General features: G+C 61.1%; 19 protein-coding genes and 2 pseudogenes. 10 read left to right on the plus strand and 11 right to left on the minus strand.

Going from position 1 to position 24,878, the window contains the following annotated elements; all coding sequences use genetic code 11:
* The 8 genes and pseudogenes from VOI29_RS08690 to VOI29_RS08725 all read left to right on the plus strand — a co-directional run.
* Positions 1-602 (plus strand): annotated as a pseudogene (locus VOI29_RS08690) (hypothetical protein); the annotation flags it as partial.
* A gap of 174 nt (positions 603-776) precedes the next feature.
* Entirely contained in the window at positions 777-1,163 is a 387-nt protein-coding gene (locus tag VOI29_RS08695; RefSeq protein ID WP_323777915.1) for a hypothetical protein, read from the plus strand.
* A gap of 334 nt (positions 1,164-1,497) precedes the next feature.
* Entirely contained in the window at positions 1,498-2,379 is an 882-nt protein-coding gene (locus VOI29_RS08700; RefSeq protein WP_323777917.1) for an ABC transporter substrate-binding protein, read from the plus strand.
* 1 nt (position 2,380) lies between these two features.
* Positions 2,381-3,412, plus strand: a complete 1,032-nt coding sequence (locus tag VOI29_RS08705; RefSeq protein WP_323777919.1) for an iron ABC transporter permease — start codon at positions 2,381-2,383, stop codon at positions 3,410-3,412.
* Complete coding sequence (locus tag VOI29_RS08710; protein WP_323777921.1) at positions 3,409-4,425, plus strand: FecCD family ABC transporter permease; 1,017 nt, start codon at positions 3,409-3,411, stop codon at positions 4,423-4,425. The genes VOI29_RS08705 and VOI29_RS08710 overlap by 4 nt, the downstream gene beginning before the upstream one ends.
* Positions 4,425-5,207: an ABC transporter ATP-binding protein gene (locus tag VOI29_RS08715; RefSeq protein WP_323777922.1), complete on the plus strand. Its 783-nt coding sequence runs from the start codon at positions 4,425-4,427 to the stop codon at positions 5,205-5,207. Before VOI29_RS08710 ends, VOI29_RS08715 begins: the two co-directional genes overlap by 1 nt.
* A complete protein-coding gene (locus tag VOI29_RS08720) occupies positions 5,204-6,271 on the plus strand; it encodes a siderophore-interacting protein (RefSeq protein ID WP_323777924.1) in 1,068 nt (355 codons plus the stop codon). The genes VOI29_RS08715 and VOI29_RS08720 overlap by 4 nt, the downstream gene beginning before the upstream one ends.
* Positions 6,272-6,622: 351 nt before the next feature.
* Complete coding sequence (locus VOI29_RS08725; RefSeq protein WP_323777946.1) at positions 6,623-6,964, plus strand: biopolymer transporter ExbD; 342 nt, start codon at positions 6,623-6,625, stop codon at positions 6,962-6,964.
* Between the two features lie 154 nt (positions 6,965-7,118).
* On the opposite strand, the gene VOI29_RS08730 is transcribed toward VOI29_RS08725, so the two are convergent.
* Both VOI29_RS08730 and VOI29_RS08735 read right to left on the minus strand, forming a co-directional pair.
* Positions 7,119-9,218 (minus strand): TonB-dependent siderophore receptor, encoded by a 2,100-nt coding sequence (locus tag VOI29_RS08730; protein ID WP_323777926.1) that lies wholly within the window; start codon positions 9,216-9,218, stop codon positions 7,119-7,121.
* Between the two features lie 352 nt (positions 9,219-9,570).
* Positions 9,571-10,220: pseudogene (locus VOI29_RS08735) on the minus strand (IS5 family transposase); the annotation flags it as partial.
* Between the two features lie 93 nt (positions 10,221-10,313).
* On the opposite strand from VOI29_RS08735, the gene VOI29_RS24605 reads away from it, so the two are divergent.
* Positions 10,314-10,586 (plus strand): antitoxin Xre/MbcA/ParS toxin-binding domain-containing protein, encoded by a 273-nt coding sequence (locus VOI29_RS24605; RefSeq protein ID WP_416361501.1) that lies wholly within the window; start codon positions 10,314-10,316, stop codon positions 10,584-10,586.
* A gap of 583 nt (positions 10,587-11,169) precedes the next feature.
* Here the strand turns inward: VOI29_RS24605 and VOI29_RS08740 are convergent.
* The 9 genes from VOI29_RS08740 to VOI29_RS08780 all read right to left on the minus strand — a co-directional run bounded on the left by VOI29_RS08740 (position 11,170) and on the right by VOI29_RS08780 (position 23,872).
* Positions 11,170-12,708, minus strand: a complete 1,539-nt coding sequence (locus VOI29_RS08740) for a TniQ family protein (RefSeq protein WP_323777928.1) — start codon at positions 12,706-12,708, stop codon at positions 11,170-11,172.
* A 10-nt stretch (positions 12,709-12,718) separates the two neighbouring features.
* The gene (locus VOI29_RS08745) at positions 12,719-13,669 is read right to left on the minus strand and encodes a TniB family NTP-binding protein (protein ID WP_323777929.1); all 951 of its coding nucleotides are present in this window, start codon (positions 13,667-13,669) and stop codon (positions 12,719-12,721) included.
* Positions 13,670-13,671: 2 nt separating this feature from the next.
* The gene (locus tag VOI29_RS08750) at positions 13,672-15,888 is read right to left on the minus strand and encodes a Mu transposase C-terminal domain-containing protein (RefSeq protein WP_323777931.1); all 2,217 of its coding nucleotides are present in this window, start codon (positions 15,886-15,888) and stop codon (positions 13,672-13,674) included.
* A 362-nt stretch (positions 15,889-16,250) separates the two neighbouring features.
* Complete coding sequence (locus VOI29_RS08755; RefSeq protein ID WP_323777933.1) at positions 16,251-16,934, minus strand: hypothetical protein; 684 nt, start codon at positions 16,932-16,934, stop codon at positions 16,251-16,253.
* Between the two features lie 618 nt (positions 16,935-17,552).
* Positions 17,553-18,182: a hypothetical protein gene (locus VOI29_RS08760; RefSeq protein WP_323777935.1), complete on the minus strand. Its 630-nt coding sequence runs from the start codon at positions 18,180-18,182 to the stop codon at positions 17,553-17,555.
* Positions 18,183-18,653: 471 nt separating this feature from the next.
* A complete protein-coding gene (locus tag VOI29_RS08765) occupies positions 18,654-20,225 on the minus strand; it encodes a BCCT family transporter (protein WP_323777936.1) in 1,572 nt (523 codons plus the stop codon).
* 157 nt (positions 20,226-20,382) lie between these two features.
* Positions 20,383-21,405: a GlxA family transcriptional regulator gene (locus VOI29_RS08770; protein WP_323777938.1), complete on the minus strand. Its 1,023-nt coding sequence runs from the start codon at positions 21,403-21,405 to the stop codon at positions 20,383-20,385.
* 247 nt (positions 21,406-21,652) lie between these two features.
* Positions 21,653-22,873: a M24 family metallopeptidase gene (locus VOI29_RS08775; RefSeq protein ID WP_323777940.1), complete on the minus strand. Its 1,221-nt coding sequence runs from the start codon at positions 22,871-22,873 to the stop codon at positions 21,653-21,655.
* A 102-nt stretch (positions 22,874-22,975) separates the two neighbouring features.
* Positions 22,976-23,872: a LysR substrate-binding domain-containing protein gene (locus VOI29_RS08780; protein WP_323777942.1), complete on the minus strand. Its 897-nt coding sequence runs from the start codon at positions 23,870-23,872 to the stop codon at positions 22,976-22,978.
* Positions 23,873-23,971: 99 nt separating this feature from the next.
* Here VOI29_RS08780 and VOI29_RS08785 point away from each other — a divergent pair, with 99 nt between their 5' ends.
* Positions 23,972-24,787, plus strand: a complete 816-nt coding sequence (locus VOI29_RS08785; RefSeq protein ID WP_323777944.1) for a creatininase — start codon at positions 23,972-23,974, stop codon at positions 24,785-24,787.
* Positions 24,788-24,878: the final 91 nt, after the last annotated feature.

The raw sequence follows: 24,878 nt of genomic DNA on the forward strand, positions 1-24,878 counted from the left end.
ACAGATCAGGCGTGTCCTTTGTGGCCGCCGAGGCCTATACCACCTCCGCCAATTACTACGTCACCGATGCGCAGACCGGCGCCTTGTTCGCGGCCTATGAGAAGAGCATCTCTAGCTTCACCACCGCTACTGCAGCCGCGGACTTCCTGGCGGGTTTCTATGAGGGTATGGGCGGCGGAACCGGATTCCCGACACCCGACATCAGCCTGCTGACCGGTTGGGCGGTCGAGGTGCAGACCCAGCCGGTGTCGATCTTCCTCGAATACATGCCCCGCCCCTACGCAAAAGTAATTACCGGCAATTGGGAACTGGTTCTGGCCGAGGACGCATTCAAATATGCGGGGCCGGTTAACAAGGACATCTCCAAAATCACCGGCGCTGCCGATGACGTGGCCCGCGACGAAGCCTACCGTGCCTACGTCAAGCACTGGCGCGAGTTGAAAAGTTTTGCCATGGCGCTGCAACCCGGCAAGAACAACCTTCGCAAAACCGCAGTGCATCTGAACCGGCTGATCGGTCACGGCCCGGTGACCCTGGACGGCACCTTTGTCAGTGGCCTGGATGCGGACGGCAACTTTGAACGGAACCGCAAGATGTCCTGAAACAGCTACCTGCTGCGGGTGCAGGAGCTGCTGCTGGAGAGCTTTGGTATCGAGGTGCGCGCTAATGACGCAACTGCCGGGCTGGTCGACAGCCTGAGCGGCGGCGGCGGTGCCGAGACCGGCTGATACCAAACCGGGCAGCGCTGGCAGGCGGTGCCCGATTGAGGCTTCGCAGTGGATACCCTGGAGCAGATCACCGCCGTGTTTGCGGGTTTTGCCAACCCGAAGAAGCGGGTGTTCTTCGGCTACCTGGCCCTGTCTACCCTGCTCGCGCCGGCCTGGCTTGTCCTCATCCGCAAAAGCCCGCTGCGAGCGGTACTGGCACTTGTTTTTAACCGCAAGGTGCTGTTCTCCGGATCATCGCTGGCGGTGTCGGACTGGATGTTCAGTTCGCTGCACCTGTCGCATGGAGAAGAGGAACTGCAAGTCGGGCTGGATGCCTCTGAACGCAGTTCGGCGGCCAGCCTGCGCATCCTGTATCTGCAGCCTCTGCGGGACATCAGCCGGCTCCTCCGCAAACATGCCAGAACCGCCGCAGCTGCGGCAAGGCGGTTAACTTGACAAAAGAACTAAGGTTAATTAGACGTCTGAGCTGCCTTTACCGGGCGCACTACAGCAAGACGGCCGCCACATTTGAGCGGAAAGCAGTCCAGCCAATCCCAAATTAACATCCCGGTACGGTTGCATACCGTGCCAATGGCTGGAGCGAGTTATGAAACTGGGTCGTTTTTTCCTTAACGCAGGTGCCGGTCTGCTTGGCTGCTGCAGTCCGGGAAAGCGGAACCGGCTCAGTGCGGTCCTGTTGCTGGCCGCACCTTTCCTTATCTTTGCGCCCGCGGCTGCCTCCGCGGCCCCTTTCCCCGCTGTCATCGAACACCGCTATGGCACGACAACTGTGCCAGCCAAACCTGAACGCATCATTTCGCTCAGCTTCATCGGGCATGACTTCCTGCTGGCCCTGGGAGAGACACCCTATGCGCTGCGCAAATGGTACGGCACTGACCCCTACGGCGTTTGGCACTGGGGGCATGAGGCATTGGGCGATGCCCGCCCCATTGTGTTGCAGGGCGAAATCGATATCGAGCAGATTGCCGCGTTGGAACCCGACCTGATTGCCGCGCAATGGTCCGGTATCACCGAGCGGGAATATGCGCTTCTATCGCGGATTGCCCCGACAATACCGCCACGCGCGGAATATGGTGATTACGGCTCTCCCTGGCAGGACATGCTGCGCAGGCTGGGTGCGGCAACTGGCAAATCCGGCGAGGCGGAGGCTATCATCGCCCGGATCGAAGGGCGGTTCGCCGGTTTGCGCGCCGCACACCCTGAATGGCAGGGGGCAAGTGCTTTGATGGCCTGGGCCGGCCACACCAAGGCCTATACCCGGGCGGATATCCGCGGCCAGTTTTTGGAGTCTTTGGGCTTTTCGGCCCAGGACGCCCCCGGCGGGCTGCGCGCGCTCAACAGGTTCTACACTGAATTCTCCGGCGAGGACCTTTCGCCCATGGATGTGGACGCGCTGATCTGGCTGGATACCGGCCGCAATGCCCGAAAACTCGCCCGTATGCCGCTGCGCCACACCATGCGCGCCTACAGCGAGGGCCGCGAAATCTATGCCGGTCCGATGCTGGCGGCGGCGCTGTCGCATTCCAGCCCGCTGAGCCTGGACTATGCGCTGGACAAGTTGGTCCCGTTGCTGGAGGCGGCAATGGATGGCGACCCAGCAACACCGGTTCCGGGCATGGCCGAAGCCGGGTTATTGCCGGAAGGGTCCTGACATGGCCGATTCAACCTTTTCTGTTCCCTCGGAACATGCCGCCGCAGATTTGCGCCTGCTGTGGCTTGCCGGTTCTGTGCTCGGGCTGACGCTTCTGTCAGCCGCCGCCTTACGCCTGGGAGTACGGGCAACGGGCTGGAGCGATGTCTGGGCGGCCTTGACCGCTTACGATGCGGGCAGCGCAGAGCACATCGTGGTCCGCACCATGCGCCTGCCCCGGCTGCTGGGCGCGGTGCTTGCAGGGGCCGCGCTCGGCATGGCCGGCGCGCTGATCCAGGCCATGACGCGCAACCCGCTGGCCGATCCGGGCCTGCTGGGGATCAATGGTGGCGCGGCGCTGGGGGTCGTGATCTCGATTCTGCTGTTCGGCGTCACCGATCCCGCAGGCTTCGTCTGGGTTGCCCTTGGCGGCGGACTCGCCGCATCGGTTCTGGTGTTCCTGCTTGGCGGCGGCAGCCAGGCCAATCCGCTGCGGCTGATCCTGGCGGGCGCTGCCGTCAGCGCTCTGTTCCTGGCGCTGACCCGGGCGCTGCTTCTGGTCAGCCAGCAGACGCTGGATGTCTACCGCTTCTGGGTGCTGGGCGGGTTTGACGGTGTCTTGCCGGGCACGCTCTATGCGCTGCTGCCGTTTCTTGCCCTTGGAACGCTCCTCGCCGCTGCGGCCGGGTTTGGCCTCAATGCGCTGCTGCTGGGCGAAGACACCGCGAAGGGTCTGGGCGTGCGCACAGGGTTGACGCGTCTGACCGCCGGGGTTGCCATTGTCCTGCTCTGCGGCGCAACCGTAGCGATGGCCGGGCCCATCGCCTTTGCCGGGCTGATCGTGCCGCATCTGGCCCGCTGGACGGCGGGTCCCGGCATTGGCTGGACGATCGCGTTTTCCGCGGTGTTCGGGGCGCTTTTGCTGACCGCAGCCGATCTGCTGGGCCGCCTGCCCCTGCTCGGCGGCAATATGCAGGCGGGAGTGATGACCGCGCTGATCGGCGGGCCGGTGCTGATCTGGCTGGTGCGCCGCAACGGGGTGCGCGAGCTATGATCTGGACCCTGCGCCTTTCCTTCCTGTCGCTGCAGATTTCCCGGCGGGCCGCATTTGCCGGCGCTGCTCTGCTTGCGGTGATTTTGACCGCGGCAGGCTTGGCTCTGCACATGGGCAGCTACCCGCTTAGCCCGGCGCAGACCCTCGGCGCGCTGCGCGGCCAGGGGAGCGCAATCCAGCAGCTAATCCTGCTGGACCACCGGCTGCCCCGCATCCTGACTGCGCTTGGCGCCGGGGCGGCTTTCGGCCTGTCCGGCGCGATGTTCCAGACCATGATGCGCAACCCACTCGCCTCGCCGGATGTGATCGGCTTCAATGCCGGCGCCAGCTGCGGCGCCCTGGCGGCAATGATGCTTACCGGCGGCATGGTGCTGCCCGGCGCCATTGCCGGAGCCCTGCTGAGTGCCGCCGCCGTGACCTTGCTGGCCTGGAAGCACGGGCTGCCGCCCTACCGGCTGATCTTGACCGGCATTGGCGCAAGCCTGATGCTCACTGCCGCCGCGGACCTGCTTATCAGCCGCATGGACGCGCAGACGGCCTCCGATATGGCGAACTGGCTGATCGGCACGCTCAACGCCCGCGACTGGCACGACGCCGGGCTCGTCTGGGGCGGCCTGGCGCTGCTGGCGCCTGCTGTCCTGTGGCTGCATTTCCCGCTTGCCCGGCTTGGGATGGCGGATGATATCGCAACCGGGCTCGGGCTGCCGCTTTCCCCGCTCCGGCTGGCCGTCACGGCGGCAGGGATCCTGCTGGCTGCGCTTGCCGTCACCACCGCAGGCCCGTTGCCCTTTGTTGCCTTTGCCGCCGGTCCGATCGCCCGCCGCCTGATCCCCAATGGCAAGCCTGTATTGCTTGGCGCTGCAGCGGCAGGCGCGCTGATGACCCTGCTTGCAGATACCGCCGCCCGCGCTGTGCCAATGATCCAGCTGCCCGCCGGTGTCTTCACCGCGCTGACCGGCGCGCCGGTTCTGATCTGGCTGCTGCTGGCGCACTTCAGGAAAGGATCCCTTTGATGACTGCAACCTCCCGCCTGCGGGCCGAAAACCTTTCGGTGTCCTTCGCCCGCACCCCTGTGCTCGACTGCCTGTCGGCAGAAATCCCGGATGGCGGGCTGACGGCGATAGTCGGGCCGAATGCCTGCGGCAAATCCACCCTGCTGAAGTCGCTGGCGCGGCTGCAGCCCGTCGGCGGCGGGCAGGCCGTTCTGGACGGCAAGGCGATCCACCGGCAGGGCAGCCGCTCGGTTGCGCAGCGCCTGGCGATCCTGCCGCAAACCCCCACCGCGCCCGAGGGGCTGACCGTGCGTGACCTGGCAGCCCGCGGGCGGACACCGCATCAATCGGCGCTGCGGCAATGGTCCAGGCAGGATGCAGATGCCGTGGCCCGCGCCTTGGAGCTGACCAATATGGCGGGCCATGCAGACCGGCCGCTGGAGGCCCTGTCGGGCGGCCAGCGCCAGCGGGCCTGGATCGCCATGGCGCTGGCTCAGGACACCGGCATCCTGTTGCTGGACGAGCCGACAACCTATCTCGACCTGCCGCATCAGATCGAACTCCTGAAGCTGGTGCAGCAATTGAACCGCGAGACCGGCCGCACCGTCGCGATGGTGCTGCATGACATCAACCTGGCCGCCCGCTTTGCCAGCCATATGATCGCGCTCAAGGACGGGCGGGTATTCTGCCAGGGTACGCCCGCCGAGGTGGTCACCGCGCCGGTCATGCAATCCGTCTTTGCGCTGCCCTGCCGGATCATTGCCGATCCGGTCCACGGCACCCCGCATGTCATCCCCGAATGAACGAGGCCGCCATGACCGTCAGCCCCGCCTTCCCGCTGCATGCCGATGCCTCGCTGCCGGTGCTGCCCTTTGCTGCCGTCCGTCCGGCCATCATCGGCATGGCACAGGAGCATGAGCTGCCTGTGATCCAGGACAGCGCGGTCAGCGTCATCGTCGAAGTTCCCGCCTTCGGCCACTACAGCTTTGCCGCTGAGGGCGGCGGGACCGCGATCCGCATTTCCGCGGCCATGCCGGATAGGCTGCATATGCTGAAGGAAGGCGTTGCCGGGCATCTGGACGCATTCCGGCCCGGCGCCTCTGAAGCCCTGCGCTGGTCGGACCCCTCCGTCGTTGGCGCGCTGCCGCCCAATGTGCATTTCACCGCGGTCCAATCGGTCACCCCGGTTGGCAGCACCTTCCTGCGGGTCCGGGTAGAAACGCCGGACCTGGTCAGCTTTCAGGACGATGCCATCCATTTCCGCCTGCTGCTGCCGCCCGCAAGCTGCGCCGTACCGGAATGGCCTAGGGTTGCGGAGAACGGCGCCACCGTCTGGCCGAAGGGGGAGAAGGCGCTGCGCCGCCCGGTCTATACCACCCGCTGGATTTGCCATGAGGCCGGGCTGATGGAGTTCGACATATTCCTGCATGACGGTGGCCGCGCCGCCGAATGGGCGCGCCAAGCCAAGTCCGGGGACCGGTTGGCCATTGCAGGGCCCGGCGGCGGCGGTGTTCCCGAAACCTCCAAGATCCTGCTTTACGCCGACGAAACCGCCTTGCCCGCCGCGGCCCGCATCCTGGAGAACCTGCCGCAGGACAGCCAGGGCGAGGCTGTATTGCTCAGCGAAGAGGGTGAAGGTTGCGGTTATCCGGTCACCGTCCCGGAAGGCATCGCCCTGACCTGGCTGCGCCGCCGCGACGGACACAGTCTGGCCGGCCGCGCGTTGGCCGCGCGCAAGGAATTCCCCAGCCATTTCCTGTGGTTCGCCTGCGAGAAGTCCGACGTGCAGCACCTGCGCGAGGCCCTCAGGCAGGACAAGCCCGCCCCCGGGCAAAGCTATATCGCCGCTTATTGGAGCCAGTCATGATCACCCGCGTAGCGGCGGTGCTTGCTGCCCTTTTGCTGACCGCTTCCCTTGCTGCCGCGCAGGAGGCGCCGACACCTGCCATCGCAACCGAGGCGCCCGCCACGCCCGGGATCGTTGCTGCGGCGCCGGCAGGAGCGCAACCGGAGGCCCCTGCGCCTAGCCCGGAAACCGCATCTCAGGCGCCTGCCGCTGATGGTGCCGCCGCTGCAGAACCTACCGGACAGGGCAGCCAGGCTGACGCCGCACCCGCGGCGGAAGTGGCGCCGCCCAACGAACCGCTCACGCGAAAGGAAGCTCTGGCGCTGGCGGCCGAGTGCTCGCCCAGCCCCCCAGCCCCGGCGCAAGCCCAGCCTGACGCCAATGATCGACGTGGTGTTCCTGCTCTTGATCTTCTTCCTGATGACCTCGCGCCTGGCGCAGCCCGACCCGTTCGATGTCACCCTGCGCGACGCCGCGTCGGAGACCGAGCCGGAAGCCGAGCCGGTGCTCTACATCAATGCCGCGGGCCGGATGCATTTCGACAGGGCAGAGGGAGAAGCGGCGCTGACCCGCCTCGCGGCCGCCAGGGCAGGCAGTCCCAGCGTCCAGCTGCGCGCCGGCGCCCGGCTGGAGGCCAAAACCCTGGCCCGCATCCTGCGCCAGCTGGCCCAGGCCGGGCTTTCCAGCGCCGAACTGGTGGTGCGCCAGCCATGAAACGCGCCGCGCCAAAAAAGCTCAACCTCAGCCAGCTCACTTTCAACCTCCGATGAACTTCGAAATAGCCCAGGCCAGTTTCCGTGACGGAAAAGAAGAAGGCCCGCGCTGACTGCGCGGGCCTTTTCCTATCCACCAGCCGCGGCGCCGCAGCTCAGAACTTCGAGGTGAGGGTCAGCGCCACATTACGCCCGTCGCCAAAGTAGCAGGCCCCGCTCTGGCAAGTGCTGACATAGCGCTCATCGCTCAGGTTGCGCACATTCAGCGAAACCAGCCAGTTGTCCTGGCCATAAGACACCGCTGCATCATACAGGGCATATGAGGGCGTCAGCTGGGTGTTGCGCCCGTCCCAAGCCTCGCCGTTGTAGCGCACACCAGCCCCGAACACCCAACCCTGCAGCGCGCCTTCTTCAGGCGCGTAGTTCAGCCACAGCGATGCAGCGTTCTTTGGCACCTGAGCAATATAATCACCTTCGGCATCTTCGGTATCGAGATAGGTATACGCCGCATCGACCGTGATAGCGCCGAACCGGTGAAACGCCTCCAGTTCCAGCCCCTTAGCGGACGCTTCGCCCGATTGGACCTGGAAGCCCGGATTGCCCGGATCGGCCACCGTCAGGTTCGATTTGGTCAGGTCGAACACCGCTGCCGTCAGCAGCGTATCGGTGCCAAGCGGCTGGTATTTGGCACCAATTTCAATTTGCTCTCCCCGGGTCGGGTCGAACGGATTGCCGTTCACGTCGGTCCCAATTGCATCCTGGCGGAAGCTTTCAGCATAGCTGACATAGGGCGCAAAGCCATTGTCGAACCGATACATGACCGCTGCATTGCCAGTCCACTCGCTGTCCTTGGCGGCATTGGTTGTTGTCCCGAAGCTGCCATTGCTCGATCCGGTTTCGATGTCGCCATAACGCAGGCCAACATCAATGAAGAGCCGGTCGTCATAGGCGGCACGATGCTGCACATAGGCGCCGGCTTCGGTGATTGAGGTGCCGGGGGTATCGGTTACTGTGATCGGGTTGAAACCGGCATAGGACGGGTTGAACGGGTCAATCGGGCCGACTTGGGCACCATAGCCGGCATCGCTGTCATAATGCCCGCGGGTATAGCTGACCCCGGCAAAGGTCCTCATATCAAAGCCGCCAAGCGCGTATTCCGACGTAGCATAGGCGTCGATTGCCCAAGTTTTCAGCCGGTTTTCCGCCCGGTAAAAGGTGCGGTTGATGGTGCCGTCCGGGTTATACCGGCCCGTGCCGGTGTTGTCGAAAGCCCACCAGGCATGCTGGTACACAGCCTCGCCTTCAAGATAGCGCGCATTGGCATTGATGCTCCAAACCGGGTTGAAGCGGTGTTTAAACATTGCCGTGATAGCGCGCTGCTCGCTGTCGAACTTGTCAAACCCCGGCTCACCCACAAAGACGCTGTTGGGAAGGAAATCGCCGTTGCCGAACCCAGTCGCAGGCAGTAGCGTGCCATAAATCGAGGCGAACTGGATCAGCGGGCTTCCATCATTTTCCTGATAGTTTGCCAGCACTGTCAGCTCGGTATCCTCATTCGGCCGCCAGGTGACCGAAGGCGCCAGCGCCAGCACGTCATCCTGCGAATGGTCGACCTGGGTTTCCGAGTCCCGCAGAACGCCAACGAAGCGGTAGCGCAAGGTGCCGCTGCTGTTCAGATCGCCGCTCACATCCGCTGCAACCTGTTTGCGGTTATGCGATCCCGCTTGCAACTGAATCAGGTTGTCCGAATCCTGGGCCGCGGTTTTCGAAGTGGTGTTCACCACACCGCCGACGGAGCCGCTGCCGTAAAGCCCGGAGGCCGGGCCTTTCAGCACTTCGATGGTGTTCAGCAGGAAGGGTTCGGGCTTGGTGTCATTGTAAGCCCCGTAACGGGCGGGCAGGCCGTCATGCAGCGTGCTGGCCTTGAAACCCCGGGCAAGATACCAGTCCGAGCGGTTGTCCAGCCCCCACTGACCGCCGACGATGCCTGCGGAATACTGCAGCGCCTGCTCCACATTCAGCGCACCGCGCGCGGCAATCTCCTGAGCGGTGACGACCGTTACCGACCGCGGCGTCTCCGCAATCGCATCACCTGTTTTGGCCACAGCACCGGTATTGAGTGAAACGCTTTCCCCCAAAAAGGTCTCGCTGCTTTGCTGGCTTACGTTGATTTGTTCAAGTTCGACAACTTCGGCCATTGCGGGCATCGCTGCCAGCAGGGCGCAAGTCGACACAGCAGTACACCGCAGAATCATGTCCCGTCTCCGCTTGTTTGCGGTTGAAGTTTCTGCCTGACGTATCGCTGGGTGAGTGCGGGCTAGCGGCGGCGCGCATAGGGGTCAAGACCCAATCCCCGCCCGCAAGGCGAAAGGGCAACCGGTTGTGCGCATTTAGCAAGTCACAGAAATCATGGCGTGAAGTTCGATCCAAGAAATCACCCTTAAGGAGAGTCATGTCATGCATTCTTCGGCCTTTGCTGCAGGTACACTGTTCTCCGGGAATGTGGTTTCGCCCCTGTAGTTTTGCCCTTCTGCAATCGTGTCCCTGCCCGCATTTCGCTTGGGTTTGCTACCAGGTGTCACTCAAGACAGGCATCGTGTGGTCCCTCCGCGAAAATACAATACTGGTCGCCTTGGATCGGCGCTTGTCATATTTCACCTTCGTCGCGCGCTGCTTTCGGCCAGGGATACAGGCGCGTATCCCTTTGTATTTCAACGCTTCTCGGAACCAGTCGGCGTCATAGCCCCGATCTCCTAGGAGCCAATCGACACTTGGCAGGCTATTCAGAAGCGCCCGCGCACTGATGTAATCGCTGACCTGACCGGCGGTGACAAACAGGTTGAGCGGTCGCCCTTGGCTGTCGCAGATGGCATGCAGTTTGGTATTCATGCCGCCCTTGGTTCGCCCGATCAGGCGACCACGCCCCCCTTTTTCGCGGCCATGCTGGTCGCGGTGCGGTGTGCCTTCAGGTAGGTCGCGTCGATCATCACGGTCTTCTCCTCCCCGTGTTCGGCAGCCAGGCCGACCATCATCTGGGCGAAAATCCCTTTCTCGCTCCAACGCTTCCACCGGCTGTACAGCGTCTTGTGCGGTCCGTAGGATTCCGGAGCGTCTCGCCAGCGCAAGCCATTGCGATTGATGAAGATAATCCCACTCAGCACCCGCCTGTCATCGACCCGCGGCTTGCCGTGCGACTTCGGGAAGAAAGGGGAAAGCTTGACCATCTGCGCGTCGGTCAGCCAGAAAAGGTTACTCATGTCACCGCTCCGCTTTCCGAGCCGTGAATCACGCAGTGCGTTGAAAATCAATGCATCCTGACCCTAACGACAGGTGACGCACTTTAAAAGGCCGTGGGGCTCAGTCATCGCAAGCTTATGCGGCGGAAACCAGGAGGCCAAAGAAAGACGCTTTCAACGGAACTTGGCAGCCGCATCTGGCGCTTTGCCGGCATCCTTTCCAAGGCTTCGGACGTTTTGGGAGACCAGAAGCAGGCAGAGGCGTGGCTTCTCGAACCTGCATACGGTCTCGATCGACGAAGGCCCATCGACCTTTTGGGGACAGCTGCTGGAGCCAACGCAATTGAAGAGCACATCACCAGAATGGACTATGGGGTTTGCTCCTAATTCCCACCTTGCCGCTCGTTCTGTCGCCTTGATGATAAACGTGGTGCGCCGCTCAAGCTCAATGATGGACCTCTGCCGCCTCAATCGCTTCGGCGAAGGCTAGTTTCCGATCGAGTCACGCAGGTTCAGCCCGCGCTTGCGTCGATCAATGCCCGTCACCCTCAACGCCGACAAAAAGCTCCGAAATGCCCTTTGATTTGAGGATGGAATACGGCCCAGCCGAGAAACAAAGAGCTGGCGGAAGCAATGCTCCGCCAGCTCAATAATTTCAAAAAAGGTGGCCAGGGCTGAGGGCCAAAAGGTGCATTCATTTACCCCCTTGACAGCCCTTGCGCAGACTTATGCTTTCGTTTGCGCATTCATTTGCTTTCTCTGACTTCTGTCGCACCCGTGAATTATTGGCCATCAGCGACTTTCCCCAGGGTGTAAGTCATTGAAAAATAATGATCGAATTCACCAAAACAAACCCTGAGGCCGTAATCTGTCCATTTCACCCAGAGAAAATGGCCATCGAAAGTTCGTAAAAAAATGCCGCCCGAAGGCGGCATGGTTTGAATTGCCGGGAATGGTCAGGTTCTGAGGGTCATCCCATAAGGAAATATGAGTCCTGGGAAAGGCCTAGCGGAGGGGATTCGAGCAGCGCCTTGATCTCCTCCGGGTCGACAACCACCGCCGCGAATCCGTGTGCTCCGGTCACCCGGAAGACCTGCTTCAGATGCCCGAGGAACATCAGTTCCAGGATAACCTTCACCCGCGCCCGGGATTTCTCGGCTGATTTGGAGAGATGGACGAAACCCTCGGGCGCCTCGTCGATGGTCGGAAAGCTCGTCTCCAGAAACCGAAGGATCGGCTTCACGCCCCGGCCATCTACGGCCTTGCCGATCTTGCTTGCGAGGGCGCGGTGATCCTGCACACGTTGCAGTTGTCCGATCTCGATAAGAAGCGCGATCAGCGGGCGGGAGGCCCCGAGCAAGTCCGGCAGGCGCATGACCGGAACAGCATGCTTTACAACGTCGATCAGATCGCGCGCTGCGGTGTAGTCGACCACGAGCCGGTTGCTCCCCTGCTCCGCCTCTGCCGGGCTCAACAGCCCCGCCACCTGCAGGACGTTGCGCAGCGTTCTGGCGTCGAGACCTTCGGCCTTTGCGATCGATGCCACGCTACAGAGGTGAGGATCAGTAACCGGCTTGCCCAAAAGCATGTGCCCCTTGCTGAGCGGGGTGGTCTCGAGGATCACATCCCTGAGCATGTCGCGGATGGGCCCAGGGTCCTTAGAAAGCCGGCTTCCCGACAGCCAGGCATGCAACATGCCAAAGGCCGCGCGCGGCGCAGCTCTTTTCCCTCTGGATGCCGTGACGCGCGCCATGAGATACTCGCGGATCGCCGCATCGCCCTCGGCGACGATTGACCAACCCGCACGCCCGGCCGCATCCCACATATCCGCATTCATGTCCGAGGCTTTCAGCTTCGGACCAAAGGCCTCGAGGGCGCCCAGCATCTCGGTCGCGCGCACCGCCTGATCGATATCCTGAGCGTCCAGCCATGCGGGCCCGGGGTAGCCCTCCAGACGCGCCACCGCGTAGGCTTGCAGCCGCGAGACCACGCGGACGCCATCCGGCACCTGCCGCTCGGCATCGATCAAGGTAGTCATGACCTGCAGCTCATGTGCGATGTCGTCCCATTTCCCCGACCGCAGATCGCGGAGCCTGACTCCGTGGACCGGACAGGTCCGTACCGGAGCCAACCGCCAGATGAGCCGGTGACGCAGCGCGGCACCGGGCAAACGCGCCCCGCTGAGATCATCTTCCAGGCAGGCAGGACAGATCCGTGTCACAGGACCGCTCGTGAATTCGGCTGCGAACTCCAGCCCCCGCAATTGGTAGCGCCGCCCACCAACTGCGCTGATCGTATTGCGCAGCACCGCTGCGGGATCGTGCCCCGCCCTCTCGCACAGCCGCAGAACCGCCCGCTCGTCGCCCCGCACGAGGTCCACGAGGGGAATGCCGAGATCCTTCAGGAATGCGAGAGCGCGTCCGCGGGTGTGGAAGGCGGCCTGCCGCGCTGCCCAGGACAGAGGGGTCTCATCATCGGCAAACGGCAGCATGGGGAAAAGCGCGCTCATGAGACCGCCCTCACTGCTTTTTCCGACGAGGATGCTCCTCCTCGACCTCATCGGGTTTCAGGAGCCAGTAGTGGTCGGCGTAGAAAACATTCTCGGCAGCTGTGCAGGCCTCGTTCATCGCGTAGGCCGCCGCGAAATGTCCGATATCCAGTTCCTCATCACCGCGCCCGATGGCGATTTCCATGGCCTGCAGCAACAGCTCGAGGGCCCGTCCGAACCGATAGCGTGCCCCATGGAAGATGCGTCCGATCAGATCCGCTTCGATCGGCGCCCCGAGCCCCACCCGCTGGCAGTATTGCGTAATGACATCGCGGAAGCTGTCGCCATCGACCTGCTCGACGAGATCGGGCAGCACCATCGCGGTGAACCTGCGCTGCACCTGCGGATCCGTACGAATGACCTTTGCGAGGTCTTCCGTGCCAGACAGGACCACGATGACGGCATCGTCACCCTGCATCAGAGATTTCAGCGCCCGAAGGATCAGCTTGCGGTCCGCGCAGAAGAGGTCCTGCGCCTCGTCGATCCAGAGCACCGAGATCCCGAGAAGCTGCAAGCGGTGACGCAGGTCCTGCCAGAGCGACCAGGCCTCCTTGCGCGGGTTCGCATCGGGGTAGCCACTCTCCGCCAGCAGAGCGAGCGTCATACTCTTGAACGTCGCTGGGCTCGGCACCGAACATCCGAGATAGCGCGGCTGCCCGTACTCGCCCTCCTGCAACACCGTGAGCTTGGACAGCGTGCGCTCCAACAGGTGGGACTTGCCGCTTCCCGGCCCCCCGATCAGCATGACCCCACGGGTTTCCCCGGTCCGGGTGAAGCGCTTGACGACAGGGGTCAGATCCCCCTGTTCGTCCGTGGCAAGAAGGCGCGTCATGTGCATTGCCGCCTCGGCATCACGCGCAGAGCCGATATGAAGGCTGCGGACACGTTCCAGAGCACTCTTTGCGGTATCAGCTTGTGCCATGATCAGTCCTCCTCGATGGTCATGTTGGATTTGGGCGAGGTGGGCGTGGCGCCGCGCCCTTTGGTGGCCCGCTTTGCGGGTTTGCCGGGCGTCACCGGCGTGCTGGGTTTCTGAGCCGCCACGGTCATCTCGGAGGAGTCCGGGATCTCCATGCCGAGACCGTCTTTCGCCTGGCGCAACTCCTTGCGCTCAACGAACTCGATGCCGGCCAGAAGCTTCTTCTCTTCCTTCGCGCAGCGTTTCTCGGACCAGTCCTCAAGGTTGAGACCGGCCGCGGCCATCGCGGCTTCGTTGCGCGCTCTGATCGCCGTGATGGCGTCACGGACGGCGACGTTGTCGAGGCGGTTCGACTTCGGGTTCGCGTCGCGGACATGACGCACAGCCGTCAGCCAGGTCTGGGCTGCTACGCCCCGCAGTGCCGGGTCAAGCGCAGGCACCTCGTACCATTTCTTGCCCCACTTGACCGAGATGGCGCCAATGTCCTTGGGATGCCAGCGCACGGAAACCTTTTCCGGGTCCTCGCGGCGCAGATAGGTTTGCATCGCCTCGGATTGGTAGCGCACGCCCAGAACGGTGATGCCGGTCTTGTCCAGGCGATACTCGCGCTGCTGGCCGAAGCACAGCCGCATCATCTCCGCGTCCGGCGGCGGCGTCACGCCACGAAGCTTGGACAGGCGACGCCAAGCCTTCACAGGGGTTTCTCCGCCCAGCCCGTGATGGGGCGTATTGTGGTAGATGTCGATCACCCAACGCAGCAGCGCGAAGGTAAAGTCATCCAAAGTAAGCGCGGCGCGCTTTTCGGGATCTGCATCGCCCTTTTCCATGATGCTGGAGAACGTGTGGCCAGAGAGACGCGGCGCGAAGTCGCTCCCGAAGCTGTTGAAGACGCGCTCAATCGTTCCGCGGTTTTCCGGCACCCCATTCATCGCCATCTCCCACATCACGCCGAGATCCTCAGCCGCCATGCGAAAACGCATCGACTTGAAGGCAGAGCCGCCATCGAAGACGATCAGCTCGGGAGTGCCATGCATGTCCCAGGGAGTCAGTGCCCCGACCGCGTCCGCCCACGCCCCCTTGTTCGTCGTGATCATCTGCAAGAGTTGCACCGCAGCCTCGGAGTTCGCCGAACGGCTCAGGACCATGCCAACGATGCAGCGCGTGGCACAGCAGATCGCTGCGGTCAGCGTCCAGCGATCCTGGGCTTTGGCCTTGTAGCGGGGATTTTTGTCGTCACCTTCGATGTAGAGGCCGAGTTGCCGCTTCTCGTCATCGCTGAGCATGCCATAGATGTTCGTACTCTTGAGCAGGGTCGAGACGTCCACCGTCCATTCGTCGATCTCGACGCGTTCCAACGGGCGGGTCACGCCGAGACCATTCAGAACGGGCCGGAACTTCTTGCGGGCGGCAGCCTCACCATTGCGGGCAACTTCCACGCGAAACGGGTCCAGTGCCCGGATCGCCCGGCGCACCGTCTCGCGGCTCGGTGCGCGGAGATGATCGTCCTTGTCAGTGTATTGTTCGTTGCGTGCATGGATGGCCAGCGCGACATTCTCATAGATCTGCTGCATTGTCGGCCTATCGGGCGACAGATACCCTTGGACTTCCCTGCGCATGATGGCAGCCGCTTCCGGCTTGACCCGCGTTCCCCGCCAGCCACGCCGATCCATATTGTCCAGATGGCCGGGCAGCCTCAGGTCACGGAGATCTGCGAGCCAGCGGCGCAGCGTGCGCGGGCTCGGAACCTCGCCCATGTTCTCAGAGGGCAGGATATCCAGCGCACCAGAGGGCATGTGCGGCTTCGCCAATTGCGTCGCACGACCGACCAGCGTGTCCATCGATGCGGCAATGGAGGCATCAGTGAACTTCATCAGCTTTTCGCGGTGCATGTCGAGCGCGGCCTGACAATAGGCATCCTTGCGCACGAAACGCCGAAGAGGCCGCACGGACAGCGCCCCAAGCGCCACGCCTTCCGTCAGTTGCCGTTTCCGCGCGGCCTCCGGATTGAAGTAGTCACGTTCGACGCGGATGCGGCCCAAGTGACCGAGATCGGCAAGCTCTTCATGGGAGAACTGCCGCGCAAGGCCCTCATGGTCATCATGCGTCATGACGAAGCCCTTCTCGGTTTCCATGTGGAGCCGGAAGGCCATACCGTCGATGGTGACACAGTCGAAGCGGCCAAAGGCATAGCGGGAATTTTCGGAGGTGAAGGAGAGATCCATTTCGAAGTCCTTTTCAGATGTTTGGCGCTGCACAAGGCAGCAGGAGAGAGTGCGGTCGCCGAACGGCACCGCCTGGAAGAGTGATGGGTTGAGTGATTGCGGGTTGCAGTGCGGACGGCATCTTCGGCCGTCCTGAACTCAGTCGTCGGCCGTTGCGGCTAGATCAGAGGCGACCTGCAGCCCCTTCTGGCTCCGGAAAGCCGTGCCTCCGTCGAGGATCAACAGGGCCGGAACAACAGGCGCCCCCAACCATGCAGCGCCAGCGTCGTCGTGCGCGACACGATCAACAGGTGCGGAATGGACCCGTTTGGAGCCCTTGCGGCGCCGCGTAACCAGACCTGCGCTCCGCGAAGGAGAGGCAGTCATGCGCAGACCTCCTTCGCCTTGAACACCAAGCTGCTGTGGTCGATACGCTCATAGCTCACCATCTGGAGGTGCCCGGACCGGATCAGTCGAACGAGCGCACGGAACCCCATCCCGTCAAGGCCGGTCTGCTCGACCAGGCTTTCGATCGTGGCCACACCGGCCATCCGGCCGACGATATCCCGAGCCACGGGATCGCCGAAGCAGTCCGGCCGCCGCACGGAAAGGAAGAGCTTCGCGTTGAAGAACTCGACGGGGCAGACATCCCGCTCCGTGAACAGACGGAAGTCGTCCAGAACACCTTGCGCGACGGCCTGCTCCTTGATGCGGGCCAGCTGCGCCAGATAGGCGTCCTTCACCCGCCCCAGGGGACGCACGGCATAGCCGATGACGGTCCCGTTGTGCTCAGTGGCGACAAGGTCGATGTAGTGCTTGTGAATTTTGCCGTCTTCGTCGAACCAGTCGAAAAGGACTTGTTCAACAAGCTCCTGCACTTCGGGCCGCGCCGCCAGCAGCAGGGCAGCTTGCGCCTCGAGATGGCTCTCAACCCCGGTGCGAATGCCAGGGCCGGAGCCCAGGACGATACCGCCGGTGAAGTGTTGGGTCGAACCCACCTGGGTGGCACGGTCGCCGCGGCTGAGTTCGGGCAGGCGGACGCCGCCGCCGATGGAAAGGTCAGACATGATTTCTCCTGCCCCGAGAGCATGGCTGCCTCGGGCTGTGTTTATCTTTGAAGATTGCGGAGAGCTGTCCTTGTCCTGGCAATAGCGGCATGCTAACTGGCAGGTGCTACACAGGGACCGGGCCCTCGCACGGTTCAAATTGGCGCTATGCGCCTATTTCTGGTTTCTGGTTTTTGAGCCTCTTTGGACAGTGTTTTCCGATGAGCGCCTGCCACCTGCTTGGATCTGAGAATTCAGGACCAAGTCAGGGCATCAGCCGCATATTCGGGAAATGCCCATAAGAGTTGTTTGGGCCCGGTGTCCAGACTGCCAGTTTTGCGGAGAATGGCTCGCATTTTCTTCGTTAATCCTGGCCTCAAGAGCGGGGAACAGTTTCACTCCGATTTCGTCCTGGACTAAGGGATTTTGTGAAAAGAGGACGCGAGCTCCTTTAAGAACACTCGGAACACTAGCTTTTTCTACTGCTACCTGAAATGCCGGGTACATTTTCATCTGGATAAGCCTGTGGATATCAAGGAGCGCCGCTCGAAACGGCTGATTGGTCAATAGGAATTCGGTGAATTCGCGAATCGATTCCCGCAATGTAAAGCGTCAAAAACAGGAAACCGCCGCCGCTTGTCACTCCGCGGCATCCCCGCTCGCAAGCGAGGCAAGCCTGTGAAACAGCTTATGGGACACGCAGACCCTCCTTTCCCACTCCGGCTCAGCAATTTCCGCAGAAGACTTTCCGAACCAAACTTTGAGGTCTCCCTCTGAGGACACGTGTGAAAATACCGCGTGCGGCCCATTCGTGCTGATCTCGACCGAAACCCTGGCGGGACCAAAGCCATCCGCCTCCGTATTGAAGCCATACTCGAGCCAATGCCCGCAGAACGCTCCGAAGGTGCGCGCCATTTCAAGGCCATCAACAGGCAGACGGTTGAGAGCATCAAGCATCTCGCTGCGTCCCTCTGCCCGACCAGCGACCTCCCACTGAATGTGGTCATCAAGGAAGAGGCTGCCCTGTGCGACCCGCAGCTGAGAAAGCTCCTTCACAGCTTCCGGCGCATCTTTGGTTTCAACATTCATGACCAATGCCAAGGTCAGGTGAAAGATATCTTCGCCAGTCATGTGCGCCGCCGCCCGCCCGCGCCCCCCAGGGCTGCGCAGACCGGCACGGGCCATGGCGCGCGTCATGGCATCAACCTTATTGGGATTCAGATCAAAGTACTCCGCAAGAGCACGGACCATTTCACCTTTTGTCGCCATAGGAGATGCCCTCAAGAACTGCCGATGAGGAGTTGATAGCCCATGAACAGGTCACGCGTCAAGTTTACGGTAAAACTTTTTCCGAAAATAAATTGGGAAATGATCCGAGGCCTGTAGCCCCTGTAGACTGGACACTCTGACAGAGGGAGCAGGCAGGAGACGTCACGCTTAAAAGAGTGCGCCACCCACCAATTGCACCTTAAGGGTGTGTCGGTACGCCCCATAGGAATACTGTACCCCTAAAAGGAATACCTCGGGATACTCCAATTTAACAGATTGAAATAACTCGATAATCGCGCCTCCGCGAGCACACATCACTCGTGAAATTTCCAACCAGCTGGTTAACTGAGTTCCTCACTGCTGCATGGAAAACATTGGCCTCTCGAGTAGCCGCGATGTTGGTAGGTGAAATCAAAAACACGCGCGCCGCAGTATGTGTAAAGCGGCGCGCTAAACTTGCTCCAAAGAGGACTACGTGAGCGGCAGCTCCTCCTTCAGCGCCCTGTACAAGCTGACCATCATCAGAAGGATGACAATGGAGAAGGGCAGTGCGGCGGCGATCGACGCCGTTTGCAACGCTACAAGACCTCCAACAACCAACAGCACGCTGGCGACAACCCCCTCGGTAACGCCCCAGAAGACGCGGACCAGATGCGGCGGGTGCTGGCTGCCCATCGCAAGCATGGTGCAGATCACCAAGGTGCCTGAGTCCGACGAGGTGATGAAGTAAGAGGCAATCAGGAAGGTAACGATTGCCGCGAAGGCAGTGCCCCAGATGCCAACGTCCATGCCTTCAAGCGTCGCATAAAGCGCCAGGGTCGGGCTTTCGTTCACGGCTTCGATGATACCGCCGGCACCCTGCAATTCGATACTGACCGCGTTGCCACCGAACATCGCCAGCAGGAACATGGTCACTAGCGGCGGAACGATCAGCAAGGACACAACAAACTCGCGCAGGGTTCGCCCCTTGGACACACGGGCGATGAACAGGCCGACAAACGGCGACCAGGCGATCCACCAGCCCCAATAGAAGACAGTCCACCAACCCTGCCAGTCGCGCCCGGCCTCTTCATCCACCCACATCCCCATTGGCACAAAGTTCTGCACATAGTTACCGAGAAGATTGACGTATTGGCCGAGCAGATAGACCGTCGGTCCCGCAAAAAGGAAGAAGGCAAGGATCGCGAAGGTCAGCCACATATTCAATTCGCTGATAATGCGGATGCCTTTGGACACACCCGAGACGGCCGAGAGTGTAGCAATGCCGGTCACTACAGCTATCAGAATGATCTGATTGGTTGTCGAATTGGCGATTCCAGTAAGCAGGTTTAGACCCGCGTTCATTTGCTGGACACCCAGCCCCAGAGTGGTGGCAACCCCAAAAATTGTGCCGAAGATGGCCAGCAGGTCAACGGCATGCCCCCAGAACCCGTAGATCCGGTCGCCGATCAGCGGATACAGGGTGGACCGCATCGAAAGCGGTAACCCTTTGCGGTAGGCGAAAAAGGCCAGAGACAAAGCAACAATCACGTAGACCGCCCAGCCGTGGACACCCCAGTGAAAGGCTGTAATCAACATTGCCGTGCTGGCGGCCAGCGCTGAGTTCGCCTCGGTTCCGGCCATTTCGATGAACGGATTGCCCTGCAGGTGGTACATCGGCTCAGCGATACTCCAGAACAGCACGCCATTGCCCATGCCTGCGCTGAACAGCATGGCAAACCACGAGAAGTTGCCAAATTCCGGCCGGTCGCTGTCCTTGCCCAGCCGGATGTGGCCGTAGCGGCTGAAGGCCAGCCAGATGCTGAACAGCAAGAAGATGCTGATCATCAGAATGTAATACCAGCTAAGGGTGCTGGTGATCCACAGCTTGATCCCGTCGAACACACCGGAGGCGAATTCGACATTGGCGACCGTGAACAGCACAAAGGTGATGACCATGAGTTTCGAGGCGATGCTCATACGAGCATGTACACCTTTCAAAAGGCCGGTTCTGGCGACGGCGTTATAGGGGTAGTGGCCGTCAAAGCCCTGTTCGAGTGACATTGTTTCTCCCTGTCTTAGTGTTTGGACCGGACCTGGGTGGGCCAGCCATGGCCCGGCCTTCCGTGCCGCCAGCAGGCAATAGGTGTTCAGCCTGAGACCTTAGTGGAGCATCGGGGAGGCAGGGAATGAGAACTGCAAATAGCTGGATTAAGGTTATTTATGGCGCGCTGCTGCGGAGCGACCAGGATTTGCGGAAACTGTGCGGTGAACGGTCGAACTTGCGCTTAAACTGCCTGGAAAAATACGAGGCATTTTCAAAGCCCGAGGCCATGGCGATCTCGCGCACGCTCAGGTCGGTTTCGTTCAGCAGGGAAAAAGCCCGCTCCAGCCGCAGGCCGAAGTAGAACTGCCAGGGCGACTGCCCGACGTATTTCTGGAACAGGCGCTCCAGCTGGCGGCGGGAAACGGCCAGAGCTGCGGCAATTCCATCCATGTCCAGGGGCTCTTCCAGGTTGGCTTGCATCAGACGCACAGCCCGGATCAGATTTTGATTGCGGCAGCCAAGCATGGATGACACCGGCGATATCTGCCTCGACATGCCTGCTCCCGGGCGTTTGTGCAGGCACATATCGGCAACGCAGGACGCAAGGTGGGTGCCGCAGTGGTCCTCAATGATTTCAAGCATCATGTCAGTTGCGGCATGGCCGCCGCCGCATGTGTAAAGCCCGCGATCAGATTCATAGAAGTTGCCGGTCGGCTCGAAACAGGGAAACAGCTCGGCAAAGCCGGGGGCATTTTCCCAATGCAAAGTAAACCGCCGTCCGGTCAGAACACCTGCTGCTGCCAGAGCAAAGGCGCCGGTGCAAATGCTTCCAATGCTTGCACCGTGCGCTTTCTGGCGGCTGATCCAGCTGACAACCCGGCTGTCATAGGATTGCGATGGCTCCGTTCCGGCACAAACAAAGAGCGAAGCATTGCGGTCCAGGTCGACCAGCCCGGAATCCACCTGTATCGAAATGCCGTTCGAGCAGGTTACCGGCAGGCCGTCCGGGCTGAGCGCGTGCCACTCAAATAGCGGCTTCTGAGTCAGCTGATTGGCAATCCGCAGCGGTTCGATTGCAGCGCTGAAGGCCAGCATCGTTGTTTTGGGCAGCAGAAGAAAATGGAACTTCTTCGGTGGCGCGTCGCTGTCGAAGCGTACAGTGGCAGCGCCTTTCGGAAGGAAGCGGTTGTCTTGCATGGGGTTTCTCCAGGACATCTGAAAGTGGGATTCTGTCCGGGTTTTTATATTCAGGCATTTCCAGGCACCGCGCCCGCGGGCGCGGTGCTATTACGGCATGGGGAAGGCCAGGCGCAGATAAACCCATTTGGCGGCGCTTTCGCTGGTGCGCCGCGGGTCCGGCGCCAGTGAAAGCAGGCCAAGGGACCCTGCAAGGACAACCAAACAGGTCAGCCCCTGCAGCAAGTTTCCGGCCTTCCCCCGCATCTTAAGCCTTACCGCCGACGATGTTGTGTTCCGGACCATAGGGGAATCCGGTGATATTCTCGGCACCGTCTTCGCCGACAATCAGAATGTCATGCTCGCGGTAGCCGCCTGCGCCCGGCGTGCCTTCTGGCAGCATGACCATTGGCTCCATCGACACCACCATGCCGGGCTTCAGCTCGGTATCGATATCCTCGCGCAGCTCGACCCCGGCCTCGCGGCCGTAATAGTGGCTTAGCACCCCAAAGCTGTGACCGTAACCGAAGGAGCGGTATTTCAGCAGATCCCACTCCCGGTACATCTCATTCAGCTCCAATGCGATATCCTTGCACTTTGCACCGGGCTTGATCAGCTCCAGCCCGCGCTCATGCACGGCGACGTTCTTTTTCCAGATGTCCAGGCTGGCGTCGTCCACATGGTCGCAGAACAAGGTCCGCTCCAGCGCCGTGTAATAGCCGAAAATCATCGGGAAGGTGTTCAGGCTCAGGATATCGCCGGACTGTACGATACGGTTGGTGACGGGGTTGTGGGCGCCATCAGTGTTGATGCCGGACTGGAACCAGGTCCAGGTGTCCATCAGTTCAACAAAGGGGAAGGAGGACGCAATCTCGCGGATCATCGCATTGGTGCCTGCTATGGCAACTTCATGTTCAGCCACACCAGCCTGCACTGCCTTGGCCACCGCCGCGCCGCCAACATCACAGATCCGCGCACCTTCGCGGATCAGTTTCAGCTCCTCATCGGACTTGATCGTCCGCATCCACATGCAAGGTCCAGACACATCGACGAACTCCACATCCGGTAGCGCATCCTGCAGCGCCTGGCGGTAGTCCAGCGACACGTGGTCGAACTCAATTCCGACCCGCTTGGCACCCTTGGTGAGATCCTGCACAGCCCGATAGAAATTGTCGCGGCGCCAGTCGGTATAGGTGATGTTGTTTCCGAAGCTGCGGCGCCAGGGCTGGCCGCCATCAATGCCGGCAGAGATTGTGGTCGCATTCTTCTGGTCGATCACCATGCCGTACTTGCGTCCGAAGTAGCAGTACAGCCAGCCAGAATAATAGTTGATGCATTGGTAGGAAGTGAACAGCGCCGCGTCTACGTTCTGCTTTGCCATCCAGCCGCGCAGCTCGTCCTGGCGGCGTTTCATTTCCTGGTCAGAGAATGGCGAAAAATCCTTCTCGCCATTGTGCCATTCCATGACGTGGAGCATATCTTCAGACATTTTTAATCCTTTCTTCGGGGCGTGTCCCAGTCGGTAGCACCGAAGAAAGGTTTCAAAAAATTAATAGATGTGATCCTACTATAAAGATTTCAAATTCACACCCTATCCGGACGTCGGCTTCAATGTCTTGCGGAAGCCCCCGACGCCTCCGGCAATCTGCTCGATCAGTTTGAGCGCCGCTTCACTCTGGCGCACATGTTTGTAGAACAACCCGACATGTATTCGCGCCAGCTGCGGAAATCCGATATCCGGTGTCAGGATACGCATACCCGGGAGCAAGGTCTTAGTTGTAAGGGCAGAAATGCCCCAGCCGCTGGCCACCGCGTTCTGCAGCGCCGAGATGCCGGGGCTTTCAAAGGCGATCCGCCACTTGCGCCCTTCGCCGTTCAGCGCTTCGATCACCCGGTTCCGGTAGACGCAGCCCTCCGGGTGCAGAACTAGCGGTAACGGCTCATCCGGATTGAAATGGAACTCCTTTGCGCAAACCCATTTGGGACGCTCGGACCAGTAGTGCGAGACATATGGCGCTGGCATTGAGTCTGTAATGGCAATTGTCATATCCAACTCGTCCGCATGCAGCTTACTCAGCAGATCGCGGCTCCAATTGCAGCGGATATCCAGCGTGACGGCCGGGTTTGCAGAGACAAAGTCCGAAATGATCTCCTGAAAAAAACCGATTGCATAGTCAATCGGCAGGCCAACACGCAGCACGCCCTGAATACTGGAACGCGACAACCGGGCCACGGCCCTGTCGTTCAGCCGTAAAATTTCACGGGCAAAACCGATCAGCGCATGGCCATCTTCGGTCAGCGTCAGCTCCTTACCCTTATGCACGATTAGCTTGCAGCCGCTGAGCTCTTCCAAACGGCGTATTTGCAGGGAAATCGCTGGCTGGGTCCGTCCGAGGGCCTGCCCGGTCTCTGTGTAGTTCCCTAGATCGACTGCCGTCACAAAGGTGCGAAGCAAGTCAGTTTGAAAGTTGGTGAAGCTTCTAGCCATTTGCAATTCTTATTCCATTATTGCTACTATCAATTTCCCACATGCCGCCTCCGGAGTCAAAGTAAAGCAAGCCTTAACTTTCCCGGAATGACCCAACCCATGAAGAAAGCTTCTGTTTTTGCCGCCGAGCTGCCTTGGCCGGAGTATAAATCCCGCGTCGCAGGTGGCTGCACCCCCATCTTGATCCCGATCGGATCAATGGAGCAGCATGGGCATCACATGCCCATGCATGTCGATGTACTGCTGCCGACAGAGTTTGCCCGCAGGGTGGCGTCAGAGACCGGCAGCCTTGTCGCCCCACCCTTCACCTATGGCTACAAGTCACACCAGAAATCCGGAGGCGGGAACTTTTTTCCCGGCACTACCAGTCTGGATGGCAGCAGCCTGGTCAACGCACTGAAAGATGTGATCAAGGAGTTCGCCCGCCACGGCAATCGCCGAATCTGCTTGGTAAACGGTCATTTTGAGAACTCCTGGTTCATTGTTGAGGGCATCGATCTGGCCCTCAGAGAACTGCGCTGGGACGGCATTACCGATATGAAAATTGTGGTGCTGTCCTACTGGGATTTTGTCGGCGATGACTCAATCGCCAAGCTCTACCCCGACGGCTTCCTGGGTTGGGACATCGAACACGGCGGTGTGTTGGAAACTTCGCTGATGCTCAAGCTTTACCCGGATTTGGTGTGGCTGCAGGACGCAATCGACCACCCGCCGGCCGAATTTCCGCCCTATGACGTCTACCCCCCGCACGAGGACTGGACACCCTCCACCGGCACCCTGTCCTCCCCCAAGGATGCCTCGGCCGAAAAGGGCGAGCTGCTTCTCAATGTCTGCACCGCAGGGATCGTCAAAGCGCTGCGGAAAGAATTCGGAGAACGCTCTCCGGCAAGCGCGGCGGCTACAGCTGCGCAATAAACCCAGCAAGGAGACTGACATGACTGCCAAACTTACCCATCCCACCCGGCGGGCGCTGCTGAAGTCGGCCGCAGGCGCGGCGCTCGCAACC

It is taken from the genome of Leisingera sp. (assembly GCF_034669605.1).
Taxonomy (GTDB): domain Bacteria; phylum Pseudomonadota; class Alphaproteobacteria; order Rhodobacterales; family Rhodobacteraceae; genus Leisingera.